17 protein-coding genes are annotated in these 20,301 nt (G+C 69.4%); 11 read left to right on the top strand and 6 right to left on the bottom strand.

Annotated elements, in window-relative coordinates:
• Nucleotides 1–113: 113 nt before the first annotated feature.
• Nucleotides 114–2,345 (bottom strand): xanthine dehydrogenase family protein molybdopterin-binding subunit, encoded by a 2,232-nt coding sequence (locus tag OIE13_RS18900; RefSeq protein ID WP_326637966.1) that lies wholly within the window; start codon nt 2,343–2,345, stop codon nt 114–116.
• 1,402 nt (nt 2,346–3,747) lie between these two features.
• Here OIE13_RS18900 and OIE13_RS18895 point away from each other — a divergent pair.
• The 4 genes from OIE13_RS18895 (at nt 3,748) to OIE13_RS18880 (ending at nt 8,397) form a co-directional block, all read left to right on the top strand.
• Nucleotides 3,748–5,040, top strand: coding sequence for a helix-turn-helix domain-containing protein (locus OIE13_RS18895; protein ID WP_326828466.1), 1,293 nt, complete (start codon nt 3,748–3,750; stop codon nt 5,038–5,040).
• A gap of 94 nt (nt 5,041–5,134) precedes the next feature.
• Entirely contained in the window at nt 5,135–5,755 is a 621-nt protein-coding gene (locus tag OIE13_RS18890; protein ID WP_326637967.1) for a copper resistance CopC family protein, read from the top strand.
• A complete protein-coding gene (locus OIE13_RS18885; protein WP_326637968.1) occupies nt 5,752–7,803 on the top strand; it encodes a bifunctional copper resistance protein CopD/cytochrome c oxidase assembly protein in 2,052 nt (683 codons plus the stop codon). The genes OIE13_RS18890 and OIE13_RS18885 overlap by 4 nt, the downstream gene beginning before the upstream one ends.
• 180 nt (nt 7,804–7,983) lie before the next feature.
• Complete coding sequence (locus OIE13_RS18880) at nt 7,984–8,397, top strand: sensor histidine kinase (RefSeq protein WP_326637970.1); 414 nt, start codon at nt 7,984–7,986, stop codon at nt 8,395–8,397.
• 290 nt (nt 8,398–8,687) lie between these two features.
• Here OIE13_RS18880 and map read toward each other — a convergent pair whose 3' ends face one another.
• A complete protein-coding gene (map, locus tag OIE13_RS18875) occupies nt 8,688–9,536 on the bottom strand; it encodes a type I methionyl aminopeptidase (protein WP_326637972.1) in 849 nt (282 codons plus the stop codon).
• Between the two features lie 44 nt (nt 9,537–9,580).
• On the opposite strand from map, the gene OIE13_RS18870 reads away from it, so the two are divergent.
• On the top strand, nt 9,581–9,763 hold the full coding sequence (locus tag OIE13_RS18870; protein ID WP_326637974.1) for a hypothetical protein: 183 nt from the start codon (nt 9,581–9,583) through the stop codon (nt 9,761–9,763).
• Between the two features lie 209 nt (nt 9,764–9,972).
• Here the strand turns inward: OIE13_RS18870 and OIE13_RS18865 are convergent, their stop codons facing one another.
• Nucleotides 9,973–10,551 carry a hypothetical protein gene (locus tag OIE13_RS18865; protein WP_326637976.1) on the bottom strand — a complete coding sequence of 193 codons (579 nt, stop codon included), beginning with the start codon at nt 10,549–10,551 and terminating at the stop codon, nt 9,973–9,975.
• 124 nt (nt 10,552–10,675) lie between these two features.
• Here OIE13_RS18865 and npdG point away from each other — a divergent pair, with 124 nt between their 5' ends.
• The 3 genes from npdG (at nt 10,676) to OIE13_RS18850 (ending at nt 13,913) form a co-directional block, all read left to right on the top strand.
• Nucleotides 10,676–11,341 (top strand): NADPH-dependent F420 reductase, encoded by a 666-nt coding sequence (gene npdG, locus OIE13_RS18860; protein WP_326637977.1) that lies wholly within the window; start codon nt 10,676–10,678, stop codon nt 11,339–11,341.
• Between the two features lie 393 nt (nt 11,342–11,734).
• The gene (locus OIE13_RS18855) at nt 11,735–12,907 is read left to right on the top strand and encodes a trans-sulfuration enzyme family protein (protein WP_326637979.1); all 1,173 of its coding nucleotides are present in this window, start codon (nt 11,735–11,737) and stop codon (nt 12,905–12,907) included.
• Between the two features lie 94 nt (nt 12,908–13,001).
• Nucleotides 13,002–13,913, top strand: coding sequence for a threonine/serine dehydratase (locus OIE13_RS18850; protein WP_326637981.1), 912 nt, complete (start codon nt 13,002–13,004; stop codon nt 13,911–13,913).
• 166 nt (nt 13,914–14,079) lie between these two features.
• On the opposite strand, the gene panB is transcribed toward OIE13_RS18850, so the two are convergent.
• Nucleotides 14,080–14,925, bottom strand: coding sequence for a 3-methyl-2-oxobutanoate hydroxymethyltransferase (gene panB, locus OIE13_RS18845; RefSeq protein ID WP_326637983.1), 846 nt, complete (start codon nt 14,923–14,925; stop codon nt 14,080–14,082).
• 209 nt (nt 14,926–15,134) lie between these two features.
• On the opposite strand from panB, the gene OIE13_RS18840 reads away from it, so the two are divergent.
• The 3 genes from OIE13_RS18840 to OIE13_RS18830 all read left to right on the top strand — a co-directional run bounded on the left by OIE13_RS18840 (nt 15,135) and on the right by OIE13_RS18830 (nt 18,787).
• Complete coding sequence (locus OIE13_RS18840) at nt 15,135–16,337, top strand: MFS transporter (protein WP_326637984.1); 1,203 nt, start codon at nt 15,135–15,137, stop codon at nt 16,335–16,337.
• Nucleotides 16,338–16,575: 238 nt separating this feature from the next.
• Nucleotides 16,576–18,138 (top strand): MFS transporter, encoded by a 1,563-nt coding sequence (locus OIE13_RS18835; protein ID WP_326637986.1) that lies wholly within the window; start codon nt 16,576–16,578, stop codon nt 18,136–18,138.
• A gap of 7 nt (nt 18,139–18,145) precedes the next feature.
• The gene (locus OIE13_RS18830) at nt 18,146–18,787 is read left to right on the top strand and encodes a TetR/AcrR family transcriptional regulator (RefSeq protein ID WP_326637988.1); all 642 of its coding nucleotides are present in this window, start codon (nt 18,146–18,148) and stop codon (nt 18,785–18,787) included.
• A gap of 330 nt (nt 18,788–19,117) precedes the next feature.
• Here the strand turns inward: OIE13_RS18830 and OIE13_RS18825 are convergent, their stop codons facing one another.
• The gene (locus OIE13_RS18825; RefSeq protein ID WP_326637990.1) at nt 19,118–19,354 is read right to left on the bottom strand and encodes a DUF397 domain-containing protein; all 237 of its coding nucleotides are present in this window, start codon (nt 19,352–19,354) and stop codon (nt 19,118–19,120) included.
• Nucleotides 19,339–20,178, bottom strand: coding sequence for a helix-turn-helix domain-containing protein (locus OIE13_RS18820; protein WP_326637991.1), 840 nt, complete (start codon nt 20,176–20,178; stop codon nt 19,339–19,341). The genes OIE13_RS18825 and OIE13_RS18820 overlap by 16 nt, the downstream gene beginning before the upstream one ends.
• Nucleotides 20,179–20,301 lie beyond the last annotated feature (123 nt).

The raw sequence follows: 20,301 nt of genomic DNA, 5'->3' as shown, positions 1-20,301 counted from the left end.
CGGTGTCATGGTGAGCAACCTGCCAAACAGGTGGATGCCGATTCCTCCCGCTCAGGGCGATGTCATGGTGAGCAACCTGCCAAACAGGTTCGTGCGGGGTGGGATGCCGGTTCCTACCCGTTCAGGGCGATGTCATGGGGGCGAATGGGCACCCGGGGCAGTGGTAGGCCGGTCGCGGCCCTTACCGCGGCGGCCACGGCCGGGGTGGACGAGAGGGTGGGCGGCTCGCCCGCGCCGCGCAGGCCGTAGGGGGCGTGCGGGTCCGGGTTCTCCAGGATCGACACCCGCATCGGCGGCATGTCGAGGATGGTGGGGATCAGGTAGTCGGTGAACGAGGGGTTTCGCACCAGCCCGTCGCGGACCTGGATCTCCTCCATGAGCGCCAGCCCCAGCCCCTGGGCCGAGCCGCCGTGGATCTGGCCCTCCAGCGCGAGCGGGTTCATGATCCGGCCCACGTCCTGGACCGCGGCCAGCTCCACCACCTTGACCAGGCCGAGCTCCACGTCCACGTCCACGACCGCGCGGTGCACGCACAGCGCGAGCTGGGTGTGGGAGTCGCCCTGCCCGGTGACCGGGTCCAGCGGGAAGGTGGGCCGGTGCCGGTACTCCCTGGTCTCCTCCACGGCCCCGGCCAGCTCCAGAGCCCGCACCAGCGACGATCCGTCGGCCCGCAGCTTGTCCAGCCGCTCCCGTACGGCCTGGCAGGCCGCCCTGACCGCGCCGCCGGTGACGTAGGACTGGCGGGACGCCGACGAGGATCCGGCCGACCCGACGGAGGTGTCCGCCCGCGCGACCGTCACCGTGTCGATCCCCAGCTCGGTCCTGGCGATCTGCTCCTGGACCATCAGCAGCCCCTGTCCCACCTCGGCCGCCGCCGTGTGCACCAGGACGTGCGGCTCCCCGCCGATCAGCTCCACCCGCACCCTGGCGGTCGAGTGGTCGTCGAAGCCCTCGGAGAAGCAGATGTTCTTGATACCCACGCCGTAGCCGACTCCGCGCCGCACGCCCTCGCCGTGGGTGGTCTGCGAGACGCCGCCCGGCATGTTCAGCAGGTCCGTCCGGCCCGTGCCCTCCGGGGCGTCAGGCGCGGCGGGCAGCGGCATCGCGGCGAGTTCCGTGAGCATCTCGGCCAGCGGCGCGGGCGAGTCGACCACCTGCCCGGTGGCCAGCCTCGACCCCTGGGAGACCGCGTTGCGGATCCTGACCTCGACGGGGGAGATCCCGCATGCCTCGGCCAGCCTGTCCATCTGCGACTCGTAGGCGTAGCAGGCCTGCACCGCGCCGAAACCGCGCATCGCCCCGCAGGGCGGGTTGTTGGTATAGACGCCGTAGGCGTCGATCCAGACGTTGTCCACCTCGTAGGGGCCGACCCCCAGCGAGGCCGCGTTGCCGACCACGGCCGGGGAGGTGGAGCAGTAGGCGCCGCCGTCCAGCAGGATCTCCGCCCTGACGTAGAGCAGCCTGCCCTCGCGGGTGGCGCCGTGCTCGTAGCGCATCCTGGCCGGGTGCCGGTGGACGTGGCCGTAGAAGGACTCCTCGCGGTTGTAGACGATCTTCACGGGGCGGCCCGTGCGCAGGGCCAGCATGCACGCGTGGACCTGCATGGACAGATCCTCACGGGCGCCGAACGCGCCGCCCACCCCGGCCAGCGAGAGCCGCACCTTCTCCTCGGGCAGTCCCAGGCACGGCGCGATCTGGCCCCGGTCGGCGTGCAGCCACTGGGTGGCGACGTACAGGTCCACCCCGCCGTCCTCGGCGGGTACGGCCAGCCCGGACTCCGGGCCGAGGAAGGCCTGGTCCTGCATGCCGACCTCGTACTCGCCGGTGACGACCACGGGGGCCTCGAACACCGAGCCGACCCGGACCGGCTGGTGGCGCAGCACGTTGCCGCGCTCGTGGACCGCGGGACAGGAGGCGTCGAAGGCGGCCCGGCGAGGGTCGGTGACGGGCTCGCGGACCTCGTACTCCACGATGACGGCCTCGGCCGCACGCCTGGCGCGCTCGGGGTGGTCGGCGGCGACCAGCGCGACCGGCTCGCCCTGGTAGCGGACCTGGTCGACGGCGAGCACCGGCTGGTCCCTGTGGTCCAGCCCGTAGAACTTCTCGCCCGGCACGTCCTCGTGGGTGAGCACCGCGTACACGCCGGGCATGGCCAGCGCGGGGCCGACGTCGATCGAGCGGATCCACGCCGACGGGTGCGGGCTGCGCAGGGTGACCCCCCAGATCATGTCCGCCAGATACAGGTCGGAGGAGTAGGCGAACTCACCCGTGACCTTCAGCGTCCCGTCGGGACGCAGGACGCTCTCGCCGACGCCCAGGCTCTGCCGTGTTTCGATGCCGCTCACTCCGGTAGTACATCAGCCGGGGCCGGGGCCGGACATGGCAGACACGGGGGAAGGCGGGGCACGGTCGTTAGCGACTCTTATGGTTGTGCCCGGCCGCGTGCGCGTGGTCGGGGCGGCGTCTCACGGGTTCGTGGTCCTCAGCGGGCATCATCCGGCCGGGGGCCGTGGACGGCTCTGGTCTCTTCCGCCCGCCGAGGGAGAGGGCAGGAAAGAATGGGTCATGTGCCCCTCATGAATGCGCTTGCTAGAACACACATGTGTTTCTCCGGGCAGGAGACGCCGTTCTCAGACTGGAATCCGACGGATTTCCGAGGCGATTCGCGATGCGGAAGGGGAGGTGCGTGGCACACGCGGTGGATCCGCCGTCGTACGCGCGTGAAGGGGAGTCGTCCACCGATCATCCCTCCGTCCTGCCGGGCCGTCCCGTGACTTCTCTCCGGGCGGGTCGCGCTCCCGGCTTCCCCCGGGGCCTTCCCTCGCCTGAAGTGGACAGGGCCGCTCCGCCTTCGGGGAAGTCGGCTGACCGGTTTAGGACATTGACTTGATAGCGGATTAGTTCAATGTATTTCTTAGGGTAATGGCTGGTTTAAAAACGAGGGGGCCGAGAGACGCGGTCGGCGACGCGGAGGACGGCGACATGGGTTTCGTGAGCCGGCAATCCCGCGGACCGGCCGGCGGCGCGGAGGTGACGGCACGAATTTCGCGAGCCGATCGGCCTGCGAGCCGATCGGCCTGCGAGCCGATCGGCCGACCGGCCTGCGAGCCGACCGACCGACCGGCCGACCGGCCTGCGGGCCGGTCGGCGAGAGAAGACAGACGGAAAGGCGTGACCGATGAGAGGAGGCAGGCGGGTGCCGCCGGCCCTCTCGGTTCGAGCCGTGACCTGCAATGAAATCTATACAGATGTAATGGGATCTATATGTAGGCGTTGCCTTCGGCCGGGATCCTCCGTGAAGAGTGATGGTCTTTCGCGGAAGGGTTCTGGATCCCGGCCCGGCGGCCACCCACAGATCCCGTCTGGTGGAACGCGCAGGCCGGATGCCCGTACGCTCACGCCGATGCGGGCCGCACCGGTTCCTCCGGGTGGAGGGGCTTGCTGGCTGGAAGCTCTCCACGAGGGCGGGAGGGGTTCTTTCCGTTCCCGGTCTTTCCGGCGGGCTGAGCCGTCGGTCAGTCCGGGAAGCCCCAGCCCAGGTAGGCCTGGGCGGCACTCGTCTGCAAAGAATACTTGCCGGTGTCCTTCGGGGGGGCAGACGAATCAGCGCTCGCGGTCGTAGCATTGCCAGTGACGGCAAAAGCAGCCGTAAATAGCATGGCGAGGGCAGACAAGGCAAGACGTCGGCGCACGGGGAGACTCCTGTCGTAGGTTCTGCTGCTCAAATGATATCTTTCAAGGGGTAACGTGACTGGTCAAGACTTGGTGGGGCAGCGCATCAAAACCGTCCGTCGGCAACGCGGTTTTTCCCAAGCGCAGCTCGCCCATCCAGAACTGTCGGACAGTTACGTATCTCTCATCGAGAGTGGCAAGCGTACTCCGACCCCTGCGGTACTGGAGCTTCTGGCCGAAAAACTCGACTGTTCCCTTACGTATCTGATCAATGGTGTCACGGCCGAGCAGATGCAGGAGATCGAGCTCGCGCTCAGCTACGCGCGGCTGGCCATGGACAACGGCGAGGTCGTCGAGGCCCGCACCCGCTACGCCGAGCTCCTCGCCGACAGCGGCCTGGCGGGTCTGCCCCAGATGAGGCAGGACGCCGAGTACGGCCTGGCTCTCGCGACCGAGGCCTGCGGAGACCTGAACCAGGCGATCGCCCTGCTCAACGGGCTGCGCGAGAACGACGCGGCGGCCATGAGCCCCGAGCGTCACGTCGCGGTGGCCGTGGCGCTCTCACGCTGTTACCGCGAGAACGGAGACCTGGCCCGGGCGGTGCAGGTCCCCGAGGAGATTCTCACCGGCGCGGTCCGGCCGGTCTGGACCGACAGCCTGATGCGGCTGGGCAGTCAGCTCCTCGCCGCCTACTTCAACCGCGGCGACCTGCTCCGGGCCCGCCACTTCTCCGCTGAGATGATCGCCGCCGCCGAGCTCCTCGGCAGCCCGCAGGCGCTCACCCTGGCGCACTGGGGCGCCGCGATCGTCGCCGTCGAGAGCGGTCACGCCGACGAGGCGGTCACACATGTCGAGCGTGCCCTGGCCATCCAGTCCGAGTACGGCGATGCGCGCCGGCTGGCCCGGCTGCGCAGCGACTACGCCCAGGTCCTGCTGATCGTGCGGCCCATGGAGGCCGAGACCTGGCGCGACGTGCTGTTGAAGGTGGAGAAGGAACTGGCGGAGAGCTCCGCCAGCTCGATAGACAAGATGCGCTGCGCGATGAACCTCGTCCGGGCGGAGCTGCTGCTCGCCCGGCCCGAGCGGGCCGAGGAACACATGCGCTTCGTCTGCGACCTGCTCGACGGCATGCCGAAGTTCATGCAGGCGGAGGCCCGTCTGCTGCACGGCGAGACCCTCGCGGAGCTGGGCCTGCAGGAACAGGCCTCGCAGGAGCTGCTCGCCGGGGCGGAATGCCTGAAGCAGGTGCCGGAGACCCGCTCCAGCGCCCACGCCTGGCTGACCGCCGCCCGGGTCCTGGAGCGGATCGACGAACCGGACCGGAGCGTCGACGCCTACAAGCGGGCGCTGGCCTGCGTCGGGCTGTAGGCCGGGGCGGAAGGTCGGGACGGAAGGCCCGCGCCGAAGACAGATCGGACAGGGGGCGAGACCGCGTGGTCACCTGGGTAGCCTTGGGGTTGCCATGAAGACTTCCCCTGTCGCGGTCGCCCTCGCGCTTCTCGCCGCCCTCGTTCTCGGCACGGCCTTCGCCTCGCCGGCCCTCGCCCATGACCGGCTCAAGAGCAGCGACCCGGCCAAGGGCGCCAAGGTCGAAAGCCTGGAGGAGGTGAAGCTGACGTTCACCGCCTCGGTGCGCTTCCCGAACGTCGTCGTACGTTCCGGAGACGAGAACCACCAGGACGGCAAACCCGTCGTCGACGGCGCGGTGGTGACCCAGAAGGTCAAGGGAGATCTCCCCCCCGGTGACTACGTCATCGCCTACCGCGTCGTCTCCTCCGACGGCCACCCGATAGAGGGTGAGATTCCCTTCACCCTGCTCGGCTCCGCCTCCCCGTCGGAGTCGCCGTCACCGTCGCCGTCCGAGGCCGCCTCCGAGTCTCCGGCGGCCGCCGAAAGCCCGGTCACCGCGGAGACCTCGGCCGAGCGCACGCCGGTCGCCGCGCTCAGCCCGGCCGCCGTGCTCAGGGACGAGGGGCCCGAATCCTCGCAGGGCGTGCCCGGCTGGATGTGGATCATCGTCGGAGGCGTGACCGGCGTCGGTATCGGACTGTTCTTCAGCATGCGCAACAAGAAGCGGCCATGAGCGGGCCCGCGCGGGCCGCGCAGACGGCGCAGACGGCGCAGAGCGAGACGCCGGGGAACGCCCGGGCCGTGAAGCTCGCCCTGGCGGGTGCGGGGGCGGCCGCCGTCGCCCTGGTGATCGCCATGATCGCCGGAGGCGCCGCGACCCCGCGCATCATCCCCGGTCTGCCCGACCAGGGAGCCTTCACCCGCTGGGGGCTGCCGCTGGCGAAGCTGGCGATGGACGCGGCGGGCGTGCTCACCGTCGGCACGCTCCTGGCCGCCACGATCCTGCTCCCCAACGACAAGGGCCTGCTGGGCAAGCCCGCCCTCGGTTACGTCAAGGCCGCCTCCTGGATCGCCCTCGCCTGGGCCGGGGCCGCCGCCGCCACGATGGTGTTCAGCCTCTCCGAGGCGTTCGGGATGCCGGTGGCCGACGTGCTCGGCGGCAACGAGCTCACCAGCTTCGCCAGCCAGGTCTCCCAGGGCATCGCGCTGACCCTGGTCGTGCTCTTCTCGGTCGCGATCGCGCTCTTCGCCCGAGGGGCGATCACCGCCGGCGCGGCCGGCGGCCTGCTCATCCTCGCGCTGGTCACCCTGCTCCCGCCCGCGCTGACCGGTCACTCCGCCTCCTCACCCAACCACGACCTGGCCACCACCGGCGTCGCGGTCCACCTCGTCGTCCTCGCACTCTGGGTGGGCGGCCTCGGCGTGCTCTGCGCGCACGCGCTGCGCCGGCAGTCGCACCTGGAGATCGCCGCCGCCCGCTTCTCGACCCTGGCACTGTGGTGCTTCATCGGAGTGGGGCTGTCCGGCCTGTTCAGCGTCCTGGCCAGGCTCACCTCGGTCTCCGAGCTCCTCACCTCCGCCTACGGCCTGCTGCTGCTGGCCAAGACCGCCGCGTTCGCGCTGCTCGGCGCCGTCGGCTGGTGGCACCGCAGGCGGACCCTGCCGTTGCTCGCCGCGGGCGGCTCCGGCACCTTCATCCGCTTCGCCACCGGCGAGATCGTCGTCATGTTCGCGGCCATCGGGCTGGCCGTCGCGCTCTCCCGCACCGCGCCGCCCCCGGTGGTCCTGCCCGTCGACAGGGCCTTCGAGGTGCTCGGCTACACCATGCCGCCGGAGATCTCGCTGGCCAACCTGGTCTCGCTGTGGTGGTTCGACCTGTTCTCGGGCACGCTCATCGCCCTGCTGGCCGGTCTCTACCTCGCGGGTGTCGTGCGGCTCGCCCGGCGTGGCGACTCCTGGTCCAAGGGCCGTACGGCCGCCTGGTTCACCGGCGTGCTGATCCTGCTGATCGCCACCCAGAGCGGCGTCGCCCGCTACGCCAAGGTGCTGTTCAGCGCGCACATGGCCGAGCACATGACGCTGTCGATGATGGTGCCGATCTTCCTGGTGCTCGGTGCGCCCGTCACCCTGGCCCTGCGCGCCCTCAAGCCCGCCGCACGTAGGGGCGACCGAGGACCCCGCGAGTGGCTGACCACGATCCTGCACAGTAGGTTCGTCCGCTTCGTCACCCACCCGGCGATCGCTACCGCGATCTTCATCGTCTCCACCTACGCGCTCTACTTCACCCCGCTGTTCGCCGCCGCGATGGAGGAGCACCTCGGCCACATCGTGATGACCGTGCACTTCCTGCTCAGCGGTTCCCTGTTCTTCTGGGTGATCATCGGTGTCGATCCGGCTCCCTACCAGTTGCCGCACGTGGCCCGGCTCATCCTGCTGTTCGTGACCATGCCGTTCCACGCGTTCTTCGGCATCGCGCTGATGAGCATGACCACCGTGCTGGCCTCCGACTGGTACGACCAGCTCGGCCGGACATGGGGCGCCTCCGCGGTCGAGGATCAGCAGACCGGCGGCGCCATCGCCTGGGGGTTCGGCGAGATCCCGACGCTCATCGTGCTTCTCGCCCTGGCCTTCCAGTGGTGGCGCGCCGACGACCGCAGAGCCCGCCGAGCCGACCGCCGAGCCGACGCCGCCGCGGCCCGCACCGGCGGCAGCGGCGACGCCCAACTCGACGCCTACAACGAGTACCTGGCCAAACTCAACAAGCGCGACGGCGTTAAATAGCCGGACAGCCACGGCCTGCTATCTTCCAGCCCCGGTACGAAACATCTCCAGGTAGCCTGGTGTTTCAGGGGAGCTCGTGCTCACCGCAGCGGGCGCAGCGCTTCGTCATCGCGCGCCACGCCCAGCCACATATCCGGTCGGGGGGCCGGTGGCTGCAATGTGCATCAGGAAGGTTAAGCAGTGTCCGAGGAACTGCGCATACGTGAGGGCCGGAGCCGGAGGCTGGCCCAGGCCCTGGAGGGGTATCTCACCGAATGGTCCGAGCACACCGGGATCACCGTCGAGATCTGGGCGCTGCCCACCGGCGACGTTCCGGCCGGGATCACCAGGGCGGTGATGTCCTCGCTCGCGGAGGCGCTCACCAATGTCGAGCGGCACAGCGGCGCGCATGTCGTGGCCGTCGCCGTCACCCTCGGCCGCAGCGGTCTGCGCATGACGGTGAGTGACAACGGCATCGGCTTCTTCGGCCAGGCCGAGGGCCGGGGCATCACCGCCATGCACGCCCACTTCGACCAGGTCGGCGGCGCGCTCAGCGTCAACGGCGTTCCCGGCGCGGGAACCACGGTCACCGGAGTGGTGCCCCGCCAGGACTAGCGGTACGGCGGCGGAGCGCGTCCCGGAACCGCCGGGGTCCCGCGAGGAGGTGGCTCGCAAGGAGGGGTCCCGCAGGGAGGGCTTCCGCGAGGAGGGGTCTCGCGAGAAGGGGACCCATAGGGAGGGGTCTCGCGAGAAGGGGACCCATAGGGAGGGGTCTCGCGAGAAGGGGACCCATAGGGAGGGGTCTCGCGAGAAGGGGACCCATAGGGAGGGGTCTCGCGAGAAGGGGACCCGCCGGGATTCCGCGTCCGGCCTTCGGGTGGGGGCGCGACCCCTGAGCGAAGGGGTCAGGGAAGTGTCAGGATCTCGTGGCCGGTCTCGGTCACCAGGATGGTGTGCTCGAACTGGGCGGTCCGCTTGCGATCCTTGGTGACGGCGGTCCAGCCGTCGGGCCAGACGTCGTAGTCGATGGTGCCGAGCGTCAGCATGGGCTCGATGGTGAACGTCATGCCCGGCTCCAGTGTGACCGTCAGCGACGGGTCGTCGTAGTGAGGGACGATCAGGCCCGAGTGGAACGTGGTGCCGATGCCGTGGCCGGTGAAGTCACGGACCACGCCGTAGCCGAACCGCTTGGCATAGGCCTCGATCACGCGGCCGGCCACGTTGAGCTGCCGGCCGGGGGCGATGGCCTTGATGGCCCGGTTGGTGGCCTCGCGGGTGCGCTCGACCAGCAGTCGCGACTCCTCGTCGACGTCGCCGACCAGGAAGGTGGCGTCGGTGTCGCCGTGCACGCCCCCGATGAAGGCGGTGATGTCGATGTTGACGATGTCGCCGTCGCGCAGCACGGTGTCGTCAGGGATGCCGTGGCAGATCACCTCGTTGATCGAGGTGCACAGCGACTTGGGATATCCCCGGTAGCCGAGCGTGCTGGGATACGCTCCCCGCTCGCAGAGGAAGTCGTGGCCGATCCGGTCGAGCTCGTCGGTGGTGACGCCGGGCGCCACGTGCCTGCCGACCTCTTCGAGCGCCTGGGCCGCCAGCTTGCCCGCGACCCGCATCCGCTCGATGATCTCGGGGGTCTTGACGTCGGCCTCTCCGGTCTTCGGGGATTTCCTCCCGACATACTCCGGCCGCTGGATGTGAGAGGGAACCTTGCGGATGGGAGAGATCCGCCCGGGCTGGAGCAGTGTCGTCATGGTCCCACAGTCTAGTTGCGCTTCCCACCGGGCAGGATTGCGGCATGAGTGACCAATGGTGGTTCTGCCTGAAGCACATGGCCGTCGAACCCGACGAGGGTTGCCCGAACAAGGACCGGATGGGGCCGTATCCGACGCGCGAGGCCGCGGCCAACGCGCTGAAGACCGCGGCCGATCGGAACGAGGACTGGAAGAAGGACGATCAGGCCTGGGAGGACGACGACTGAGGCCGAACGGGCGAAGGCCCCGCACCGAACCCGGAGACCCTCCCTCACCCGACCTCCGTGATCGGTGTGCCTAGTGCTCCGTTCCTCAAAGAGTGCTCCGTTCCTCAAAGGAGGGCACGACGCGCGGCCGAAAACCTGAGGCTGTCAGGGCGGCCTGTCCGGCCTCCTGGGCCGGTGTGGATCCGTGCTTCCGATGAGGAACGTCGCACCTAGTCGGCGACCTGTGGGCCGCTGACCCGCTCCAGCAGCCTGGCCAGGCGGTCACGCAGGCCGAGGCGCCGCTCGACCTCGCCCGCGGCCATGCTCACCAGGTGCTGTGCCCCGTCGAAGGAGAAGGGGGCCCGTTCCGGGATCGTCAGCGCGTCGTGGGCCAGGCCAGCCAGTTCCGTGTCACCGCCGTCCAGGGCCAGGATCGTCGTACCGGTCCTGCGGGCGTCGCTTACCCGCTCCAGCAGCGCCTCGGGGGCGCGCTCCTCGGCCACCACGAACAGGGTCTCGCCCCGTCCGGCCTGCCGGATCCGTTCCAGCCCGACCCGCAGGTGCGCGGGCGCGCCGGGGGTGGGCGCCCAGCGGACCAGTGTCGGGGCGAGCTGGGGCAGCCCGGAGAGCCTGGCCTCGTCGCTCAGATGCGCGGTCAGGTGCCAGGGCTCCTCCTCGGGCGTGCCGACCACCAGCAGCCCGCCGACCGAGCGTGTCGCGCGCAGGGCGAGGCCGAGCTCGCGGGTCCGCTCGACCCAGCCCGTCGAAGCCAGGATCTCGCGCAGCAGTGTCACCGACCCAGCGTCCATGCGGACCATCGTGCCCCAGATACCCTGCGATGATCCCGGGAATGCGCCCCTGAGAGGATTCCGGGCAGACGATATGGTCGATGGAGTCCGATCCTGAGGGGTCGGGGACGATGAGGAGCGGTGAGTGAGCACTGATATTCCAGACGTGAGCGGAATCTCGATCGGGATCCTGGGCGGGACCGGTGACCAGGGCAAGGGGTTGGCGCGGCGGTTCGCCCTCGCCGGGCACAGCGTGCTGATCGGCTCACGCAGCGCCGAGCGGGCTCAGCAGGCGGCGGCGAGCATCGGCGGATCGGTACGCGGCGCCGACAACCCGACCGTGGCGGCCGAGGCCGACGTGGTGATCGTGGCCATTCCCTGGGACGGGCACCGTTCCACGCTGGAGTCTCTCCGTGCCGAGCTGGCCGGAAAGGTCGTCATCGACTGCGTCAACCCGCTCGGCTTCGACAAGCAGGGCGCCTACGCGCTCGCGGTCGAGGAGGGTAGCGCCGCCCAGCAGGCGGCCGCGGTCCTGCCCGACAGCCGGGTGGTCGCCGCCTTCCACCATGTCTCCGCCGTCCTGCTGCTGGACCCCGAGGTCGACAAGATCGACCTGGATGTGCTCGTACTGGGCGACGACCGTGCGGCCACCGACACCGTCCAGGCGCTGGCGAGCCGCATCTCCGGCATGCGCGGCGTGTACGGCGGTCGCCTGCGCAACGCCCACCAGGTCGAGGCGATGACCGCCAACTTCATCTCGATCAACCGCCGCTACAAGGCCCACGCCGGCCTGCGCGTCACCGACATCTAGCGCGACGGCCGGTCATCTGACGATTTCGGCTGCTCCGTAAGTCTGCGGCACCGGGGTTGAGGGAAAGCCACCTGGCGCCGGTCGTGATCGGCGCTCCCGGTGTGCGCGGGCGAGGTGGCCTCGGTCGGATCCAGCCGGCATCCTCGGCGATCCCGACGGTGTCGGTCCCGACGGTGTCGGTCCTGATGGTGTCGGTCCTGTTGGTGTTGATCCTGTTGCGGGCGCCGGTCTTGGCGATGGCGCTCGTCAGGTGGTCGCGCACGCGTGGCCGAGAGCCAGAGGCCGTCGAGGTGGCCTAACCGGCGTCCCGGGTCGGGGGATTCGTGCTTTTGATGACGAACATCGCACCAACCGGATCTGACAAACAGTCGGTTAACCGAACATTCTTGTCTTATGGCCGATTTTCATCCAGAAACCCGTACCGTCCACCTCCCTCAACCGCCGCTGAACGGCAGCCGCCCCATCGCGGTGCCGCTCTACCAGACCTCAGGCTTCGTCTTCGACGACCCGGCCGTCTTCGCCGACGGGATGGGCCGCCCGGACGGGGCCTTCGTCTACGGGCGCCTGTCGAACCCGACGGTCCGCTCCTTGGAGGAGGCCGTCGCCGGCCTGGAGGGCGGTGTCGGCGCCGTGGCCACCGGTTCCGGGATGGGGGCCATCAACTCCGTGCTGTTCGCGCTGCTGGAGCCCGGTGATCACCTGATCGCGCAGCAGGCGCTCTACGGCGGCACCGCCTCGATGATCAACGATCTGGAGCGGCGCTTCCGGATCTCGGTCTCCTACGTCCCCGAGGACGATCCGGCGGCGCTGCGCGCGGCGGTGCGGCCGGAGACGAAGCTCGTCTACCTGGAGACCATCGCCAACCCGGTGACCCAGGTCGCCGACCTGCCGGGCATGTGCGCCGCGGCACGCGAGGCCGGACTCGTCTCCGTGGTCGACAACACCTTCGCCTCACCGATCCTGTGCCGGCCGCTGGAGCACGGGGCCGACATCGTGGTGCACTCCACGACCAAGTATCTGAGCGGTCACACCGACGTGCTCGGCGGGATCGCCGTCTTCGCCTCCGACGAGCTGTACCGCGAGGTGTGGGCCTTCAACGTCAAGCTGGGCGCCACTGCGGACCCGTTCGCCGCCTGGCTCACCCTGCGCGGCATCCAGACACTGCCGCTACGGATGGAGCGGCACTGCTTCAACACCCGCGAGCTGGCCACCCGCCTGAACGACCACCCCGCGGTCTCCGTCGTGCACTGGCCGGGCCTGCCCTCGCACCCCTCGTACGCGCTGGCGGCCAAGCTGCTGCCCGACTTCGGAGGCGTCTTCTCCTTCGACCTGACCGGAGGCCGGGCGGCGGGCGAGCGGTTCATGAGCTCGGTGCGGCTGGCCCTGCTGGCCCCGTCCCTCGGCGGTGTCGAGACGCTCGTCCTGCACCCCGCGACCACCTCCCACCGCTCCCTGACGGCCGAGGAGCTCGCCCGGCACGGAGTCGGCGAGGGCACCGTACGGGTGGCGGTCGGCATCGAGCACATCGAGGACCTGTGGGCCGACTTCGAGCAGGCGCTCTTCTGACGATGTCCATGGCGTCTCCTAGACTGCGGCAACGGGGCCGCCGGGAGGGCAGGGGCGGCCACTTTCCGAGCCGCTTTCTGGGAAGGGGGCGCGCGTGAGCGTGTCGATCGGGGACGTGGAACGGGCCGCCGAGCGCATCGCGGGGTACGTCCGGCGCACACCGGTGGTCGAGATGTCGCCGGGGTTGTTCTTCAAGCTGGAGGGGCTGCAGCACTCGGGGTCGTTCAAGGCGCGAGGAGGTTTCAACCGGGCCCTGTCCAGCGGAGAGATCCCCGAGGCCGGGCTGATCGCGGCGAGCGGGGGCAACCACGGCCTGGCGGTGGCGTATGTGGCGCGGAGTCTCGGCGTCCAGGCGGAGATCTTCGTGCCGACGGTGTCCAGCCCGGTGAAGGTGGCCGGTCTGCGCGCGCTGGGCGCGCGGGTGACCCAGATCGGTGCCGTCTACGCCGACGCCTACGAGGCGTCCGTCAAGCGCGCGGCCGAGACCGGTGCCCTGGACGTGCACGCCTACGACCAGGTGGAGGTGGTCGCGGGGCAGGGCACGGTCGGCCTGGAGATCCTGGAGCAGACCGGGGGAGTCGACACGGTCCTCGTCGCGGTCGGCGGCGGCGGGCTCGTCGCCGGGATCACCGTCGCCCTCGACGGCCGGGCTCGCGTGGTCGCCGTCGAGCCCGAGCTCATCCCGACCCTGCACCGGGCGCTGGAGGCCGGTGAGCCGGTCGGGGTCGAGGTCACCGGGGTGGGGGCCGACGCCCTGGGCGCGAGCCGGGCGGGCGAGATCGCCTGTGAGATCACGGGCGCGGCGGGGGTACGGAGCCTTCTGGTCTCCGAGGAGGCGATCGTCGAGGCGCGGCGCGAGATGTGGCGGAACCACCGGATCGCCGCCGAGCACGCCGGCGCCGCCGCGTACGCGGCCCTGCTGTCCGGCGTCTACACCCCGGCTCCCGGGGAGCGGGTGGCCGTGGTCGTATGCGGTGCCAACACCGACCCCGCCACGCTCGCCTGACCTCGCCACGCCTGCCTGACCTCGCCACGCCTGCCTGACCTCGCCACGCCTGCCTGACCTCGCCACGCCTGCCTGACCTCGCCACGCCTGCCTGACCTCGCCACGCCGCACCCGAAACGCCCCGGCGCCGTCAGGGTTTCCCGGAGCGCCGGAGCGGCGAGGTCCGTCAGCGGTAGCTGTGCTCGGCGGAGGGGAAGGCGCCGGTCGCCACCTCGTCGGCGAAGCTGCGCACGGCCCTGTCCATCTCGTGGGCCAGGTCGAAGTACTTCTTGACGAACTTGGCCGGGCTGGCGGTCAGGCCCATCAGGTCCTGCCAGACGAGGACCTGCGCGTCGGTGCCGGGCCCGGCACCGATGCCGATCGTCGGGATCGACAGGGACGAGGTGACCCGCTCGGCCAGCTCGGCGGGAACGCACTCCAGGACCACGGCGAATGCTCCGGCGTACTCCAGGTCCTTGGCGTCGGCCATCAGCTCGTCACCCGACTGGCCGCGGCCCTGTACCCGGTAGCCGCCGAACGCGTTGACCGACTGGGGGGTCAGGCCCAGGTGGGCCATCACCGGGATGCCCGCCGAGACCAGCGCCTCGACCTGGGGGAGCACCCTCCGCCCGCCCTCAAGCTTGATCGCGTGGGCGCCGGCCTCCTTCATGAACCGGGCGGCCGTCTCCAGGGCCTGCTGGGGAGAGGCCTGGTAGGAGCCGAACGGCAGGTCGGCCACGACCATCGCGCGGGAGGAGCCACGCACCACGGCCGCGGTCAGCGGCATGAGATCGTCCACCGATACGGGCAGCGTCGAGTCGTAGCCGTACACGACCATGGCCGCCGAGTCGCCGACGAGCAGCACGGGGATGCCGGCCTCGTCGAAGACCCTGGCGGTCATCGCGTCGTAGGCGGTGACCATCGGCCACCGCTCGCCGCGCTCCTTGGCGGCGGCGACGTCGCGCACGGTGATCCTTCGGCCGGCCTGGCCGCCGTAGAGAGAGGTCGGCAGGCTGTTGGCGGAAGAGGACATGGGACCTCCAGTGAAGTCTCGAGGCGCCCCTGATGGCGTCCCCGGACGGTTCCGATGATTGCACGCGTTCGGCAGGTTCAACAGACCCGACCGGTTTGGTAATCCGACGGTGGGGGTGTGGGTGGCGTACGGCACACCCTCCGAGGTAAATCCGGTGGCGGAAGTGTCGGGGGGGTACGGCACAATGCTGACGGAGGTAAGTAATCACAATGGCTGTAGAGCCTTACCGCCGCCTGTTGGCACTCCCAGGTGTGCGGTCGTTGCTGCTGGTGGGGCTGCTCGCCCGCATTCCCTCGACCGCGGTCGCCATCACGCTGACGATGCACGTCGTCGACCCCGGCGGACTCGGCCTCGGCTTCGGCGCAGCCGGTCTGGTGACCATGGCGAGCACCGTGGGCATGGCCGTCGGCTCACCCCTGGCGGGCAGGTTCGTCGACAGGCACGGCCTGCGCCCGGTGCTGGCGGTGACCACGCTCGCCCAGCTCGTCTTCTGGTCCGTCGCGTGGGCGCTGCCGTTCCCGGTACTGCTCGCGGCCGCGGTGCCCGCGGGCCTTCTCGCTCTCCCGGTGTTCAGCGTGATCAGGCAGTGCCTTACCGCGCTGGTCCCGGTCGAGCAGCGCAGAATGGGTTTCTCCCTCGACTCCATGATCGTGGAGCTCTCCTACATGGCCGGCCCCGCCCTGGCGATCGCGGGGGTGACCACCCTCGGCAGCATCGCCACCATGGGCATCGTCGCGGCAGGTCTGGTCGTCTCGGGGATGATGCTGATCGTGCTGAACCCGCCCGTCCGCTCGGCCGAGGAGCTCCGTGAACCGGTGCGGAGGGTCGCGCGCCGCCAGTGGCTCACCCCGGGCATGTTCGGACTGCTCGGCACCGTCGTCGCGGCGACCTTCGTGCTGGCCGCCACGGAGCTGTCCATGGTGGCGACGATGCAGCGGAGCGGCGACACCGCGTGGATCGGGCTGGCGATCGCCCTGTGGTGCGCCTACTCGCTGGCCGGTGGCTTCGTGTACGGAATGCTGCCTCGCGGACGCTCGCCGCTGGTCCTGATCGGAGCCATGGGGGTGCTCACCATCCCCGTCGGGCTGGTCGGCGGCGACTGGCACTGGTTGGTCCTGGCCCTGCTGCCGGCGGGCGTGCTGTGCGCTCCCGGCCTGTCCTCCTCGATCGACACCGTGAGCCGGTGGGTTCCCGCGGAGGCCCGCGGCGAGGCGATGGGACTGCACGGTACGGCGCTGCTGATCGGCGGCGCCTCCGCGGCGCCCATCGCGGGTGTGATCATCGACGGCCCCGGTCCCGGCTGGGCCTTCGCCGCCGCCGGGCTGGTCTGCGTGCTGATGGTCGGAGCCGCCGCGCCGTTCTGGCGGCGCACCGAGACCTCGATCAAGGAGCCGCTCCCGGTCGCGGCCTGAACCACTGCTCTGGGCCTCTGCTCCGGCCCGGCTCCGGCCCGGATCGCGCCCGGCCAGATCAGGATCCGGTCCCGGCCAGGATCCGGTCCCGGTCCGGACACGGCATTCTGCCCTGGCGGTTCGTGGCCGAATGTCAGTGCATGTCCTGATAGATACGAAACGCTACGGTTGCGTATCGAAAAAACCGGCGCTACGGTGATATTTCGAAACTTAGGCGTATCGAAAACGGGGTCCCCCAATGGAACAACAGCTCGGTCATCCGAGACGGTGGCAGATCCTGGGAGTGCTGGTCTTCAGCCTCCTGGCGGTCGTGCTCGACAACACCATCCTCAACGTCGCGCTGAAGACGATCGCCGACCCGGTGGAAGGCCTGGGAGCCAGCCAGAGCCAGCTGGAATGGGCGATCAACTCCTACACGCTCGTCTTCGCGGGCCTGCTGTTCACCTTCGGGGTGATCGGCGACCGTACCGGCCGCAAGCGCATGCTCATGGTGGGTATGGTCCTGTTCGGCCTGGCCTCGCTGGCCAGCGCCTACGCCCAGGACCCCATGCAGCTGATCGTCGCCCGGGCGTTCATGGGCATCGGCGGCGCCGCGATCATGCCGGCCACGCTGGCCATCATCTCCAATGTCTTCCCCCCGCAGGAGCGCGGCAAGGCGATCGGCGTCTGGGCCGGCGGCGTGGGCCTGGCCGTGGCGATCGGGCCGATCACCGGCGGCCTGCTCATCGAGCACTTCTGGTGGGGGTCGGTCTTCCTGATCAACCTGCCGATCGTGCTGGTCAGCATGGTGCTCATCAGCCTGGTCGTGCCCGAGTCGCGTGACCCGCACCCGTCCAAGCTCGACCCGGTCGGCGTGATCCTCTCCATCGTCGGTCTCGTCGCCGTCACCTACGGCATCATCCGGGGCGGCGAGCTGGCCACGATCGCCAGCGCCGAGGTGCTCGTCCCGACGATCCTCGGCGTCGTCGTGCTCGGCGTCTTCGTCTGGTACGAGCGCCGCATCGACCACCCGGCCTTCGACGTCCGCTACTTCCGCGACCCGCGCTTCGCCACCGCGGTCGGCATGGTCGGCATCGTGTTCTTCGCGATGATGGGCGCGATGTTCTTCCTGGTCTTCTACCTGCAGATCGTGCTGGGCTTCAGCGCGCTGCAGGCGGGCGCCCTGATGATCCCCTTCGCCGCCGCTCAGCTGATCTTCGCCCCGCTCAGCCAGCAGATGGCCGCGCGCTTCGGCGGCAGGCTGACCGCCACCGTCAGCATGGTCATCGTGGCCGGCGCGCTGGCCTCCTACTCGCTGATGGACCAGCACACCCCGATCCTCGTGCTGGAGATCGTGTTTTTCGTCCAGGGCGCGGCGATGGCCAACATCATGCCCCCGGCGACGACCGCGATCATGGAGGCGCTTCCCAGGGAGAAGGCGGGTGTCGGTTCGGCCATGAGCAACACCGTCCGCCAGGTGGCCGGCGCGCTCGGGGTCGCGCTTCTCGGCTCGCTGCTCTCGGCCACCTACCGCGACCAGATCGCCCCCGCGCTGACCGGTCTGCCCGAGCAGCTCAGGCACGTCGCCGGGGAGTCGCTGACCGGAACGCTCGGCGTGGCCCAGGGCCTCGGCGAGCGAGGTGCGGCGCTGATCGAACCGGCGAAGCTCGCCTTCGTCGAGGGCATGCACATCACCGCCCTCGTCTCCGCGGCCATCGCGCTGGTGGGAGCCCTGGTGGTGCTCAGGTGGCTGCCCGGCACGTCCTCCGCGACCCCCGCCCCGCAGGGTATCGATCGCGACAAGGAACCGGCAGTAGTGTAGGTGTGCGATGACGACCACCGACGAGACCCAGATGGCCGAGGTCCAGCCGGCCCCGGCTCAGACGACCCGCCCCGCGGGCCGTCCCCGCAGCGCCAGGGCGGAGAAGGCCATCATCGACGCGACCCTGGATCTGATCGGGGAGAGCATCGGCCTCTCCGAACTGTCGATCGAGGGCATCGCAGCTCGCGCGGGGGTCGGCAAGACCACCATCTACCGACGCTGGTCCAACAAGGAGGACCTGCTCGTCGACGCGCTGGCGACCCTCAAGAGGCCGTTTCCCGCACCGGAGGGCGTCTCGGTCCGTGAGGATCTGATCACCTACATGCGAGTCTTCCAGCGCGACGCGTGCGACGCGCGCAGCCGCTGCGTGATGAACATCGCGATGAACGAGGCCGAGCGGCACCCGCGTCTGGTGGAGCGCATCCGCCAGGCGACCATCGAGCCGCGCAGGGCGGCGATCGCCGCCCTGCTGCGGCGCGGCATCGCCACCGGCGAACTCCGGGCCGACCTCGACGTTCGCATCGCGATGGCGACCCTGGTCGGCACCGTCATGTGGTACATCCGCACCGAGGGCGAGGGCGGCGAACTCTCCCCCGACCTGACCGAACAAATCGTCGACCACCTCCTGGCAGGCCTCGGCCCCGGCTGAAACTCCTCTGCGTCCACGAGGGGGCTCTCTGTGACCCTGAGATCCGTCGCTCTCTCAACGGGGCCGCGATCGAGAGATCGCAGCTGTTCTGGTCCGATGACGCCGGACATGCCTCCTCACCTCGGCCCCGGAACCCCGGAAAATTCTCGATCTAACCCGTTTTACTCTCGTGGCGAGCGTGACCACATTGGCCTATCGCACCTGACCCGCGACCCGGCGCCGCGATGTGAACCTCAGCGCGAACCGATAGGAATCCCCAGCTTGCCGACCCTACGAGTGTCGTGGTGAGGCCCCCCGTACGCGGTGCACCGGGAGCCTCGCGCGTGCTCGTCAGTGGTCGAACTCGCCGAGCTTGACGCCGCCGACGAAGGCGTCCCATTCGGACTGGGTGAAGAACAGTTTGGGGCCTTCGGGATTCTTGGAGTCGCGGATCACGTGCAGGGGGCCGAGATCCGCCTTGTGGTCCGTGCCGGAGACGTCCACGACGGCCACCTCGACGCAGTCACTGCCGCTGGAACCACTAAGAGAGGATTTGTGCCAGGTCGCGCCGGTCAGGTCTGCTGCCATTCCTTTACCACCTTCGCTAAGAGGTCAACGCTGGTCCGCACGGGCAGGGCTTCCGAGCGGATCGCTTCGTAACGTTTGCAGATCGCCGTTACGTCCCGCGGGTGGTCTGTGACGTGTCCTGCGGCGGCGGATTCCACGAATACACTATCCGGGCTGCCCTCGGCACTGGCAATGAGGAATCCTCCTTCCAAGCCCACAATCGCTCTACTGGGGCCATCCAGTCCTCTGGGGACGACTTGTACAGAGATGTGATTATTCTCTGTCGCGGTGATCAGTGCAGCGATTTGGTCGCGCATGACCTCTGGCCCGCCTATACGGAGGTGTAGAGCCTCTTCGCCGATCACCGCCCAGAGCAGTAACGGATTTTCTCTCCTCAGTACCTTCTGGCGGTCCAAACGTCCGGTGACGAGTTCCTCGACCCGCTCGGCGGTTACCCCCGGCTCGGCGCTGAGGATCGCGCGGGCGTAGTCGGCGGTCTGCAGCAGTCCGGGAACCAGAAGCGGCTGCCAGGTCCGTAATGCATGGGCATGGAGTTCGATCTCCAACCAGGGTTGGAATTGCGTGGAGTAGGCGGTATTGGCCAGCAGCGGCCAGATCCGCATGAGCAGTCCGCCACTGTTGAGCCTCTCGTCGCAACGTCTGGTGAAGTCGCGGGACGGGTTGCGTTTCCCGGTCTCCACCATGCTGACCAGCGCGGTCGAGTAGGAGATCTCCTGGGCGAGCTGTTCCTGTGTCAGCTCGGCCTGCTCGCGCAGGCGGCGTAGCTCCATGGCGAAGAAGGCGAGTGGGCTGGACGCGCTGTCGAGCTCACGCGAAGGGGGCATCGCGGACTCCTGTCTCCCGCTGTCTGCTGTAGTTGAATCACTACTCAAAGTAGTTGTCGGTCGCCCCGACCGGAAGCTTCCCTCGGAACTCATTGAATTGACTTCCGATTTGTCTGCTAACTG

Origin of the sequence: Streptosporangium sp. NBC_01810 (genome assembly GCF_035917355.1) — a bacterium.
Lineage (GTDB): Bacteria > Actinomycetota > Actinomycetes > Streptosporangiales > Streptosporangiaceae > Streptosporangium.
The sequence above is the reverse complement of the archived record's forward strand: the minus strand, read 5'-3'. Positions and strand labels throughout refer to the sequence as shown.

Coding starts and splice junctions, on each gene's coding strand:
- OIE13_RS18885 (WP_326637968.1), top strand. CDS start 5,752: ATGAGCGGGCCCGCGCGGGCCGCGCAGACGGCGCAGACGGCGCAGAGC.
- OIE13_RS18840 (WP_326637984.1), top strand. CDS start 15,135: ATGGCTGTAGAGCCTTACCGCCGCCTGTTGGCACTCCCAGGTGTGCGG.
- OIE13_RS18825 (WP_326637990.1), bottom strand. CDS start 19,354: ATGGCAGCAGACCTGACCGGCGCGACCTGGCACAAATCCTCTCTTAGT.
- OIE13_RS18890 (WP_326637967.1), top strand. CDS start 5,135: ATGAAGACTTCCCCTGTCGCGGTCGCCCTCGCGCTTCTCGCCGCCCTC.
- OIE13_RS18835 (WP_326637986.1), top strand. CDS start 16,576: ATGGAACAACAGCTCGGTCATCCGAGACGGTGGCAGATCCTGGGAGTG.
- OIE13_RS18820 (WP_326637991.1), bottom strand. CDS start 20,178: ATGCCCCCTTCGCGTGAGCTCGACAGCGCGTCCAGCCCACTCGCCTTC.
- OIE13_RS18855 (WP_326637979.1), top strand. CDS start 11,735: ATGGCCGATTTTCATCCAGAAACCCGTACCGTCCACCTCCCTCAACCG.
- OIE13_RS18870 (WP_326637974.1), top strand. CDS start 9,581: ATGAGTGACCAATGGTGGTTCTGCCTGAAGCACATGGCCGTCGAACCC.
- panB (WP_326637983.1), bottom strand. CDS start 14,925: ATGTCCTCTTCCGCCAACAGCCTGCCGACCTCTCTCTACGGCGGCCAG.
- OIE13_RS18865 (WP_326637976.1), bottom strand. CDS start 10,551: ATGGACGCTGGGTCGGTGACACTGCTGCGCGAGATCCTGGCTTCGACG.
- map (WP_326637972.1), bottom strand. CDS start 9,536: ATGACGACACTGCTCCAGCCCGGGCGGATCTCTCCCATCCGCAAGGTT.
- OIE13_RS18830 (WP_326637988.1), top strand. CDS start 18,146: ATGACGACCACCGACGAGACCCAGATGGCCGAGGTCCAGCCGGCCCCG.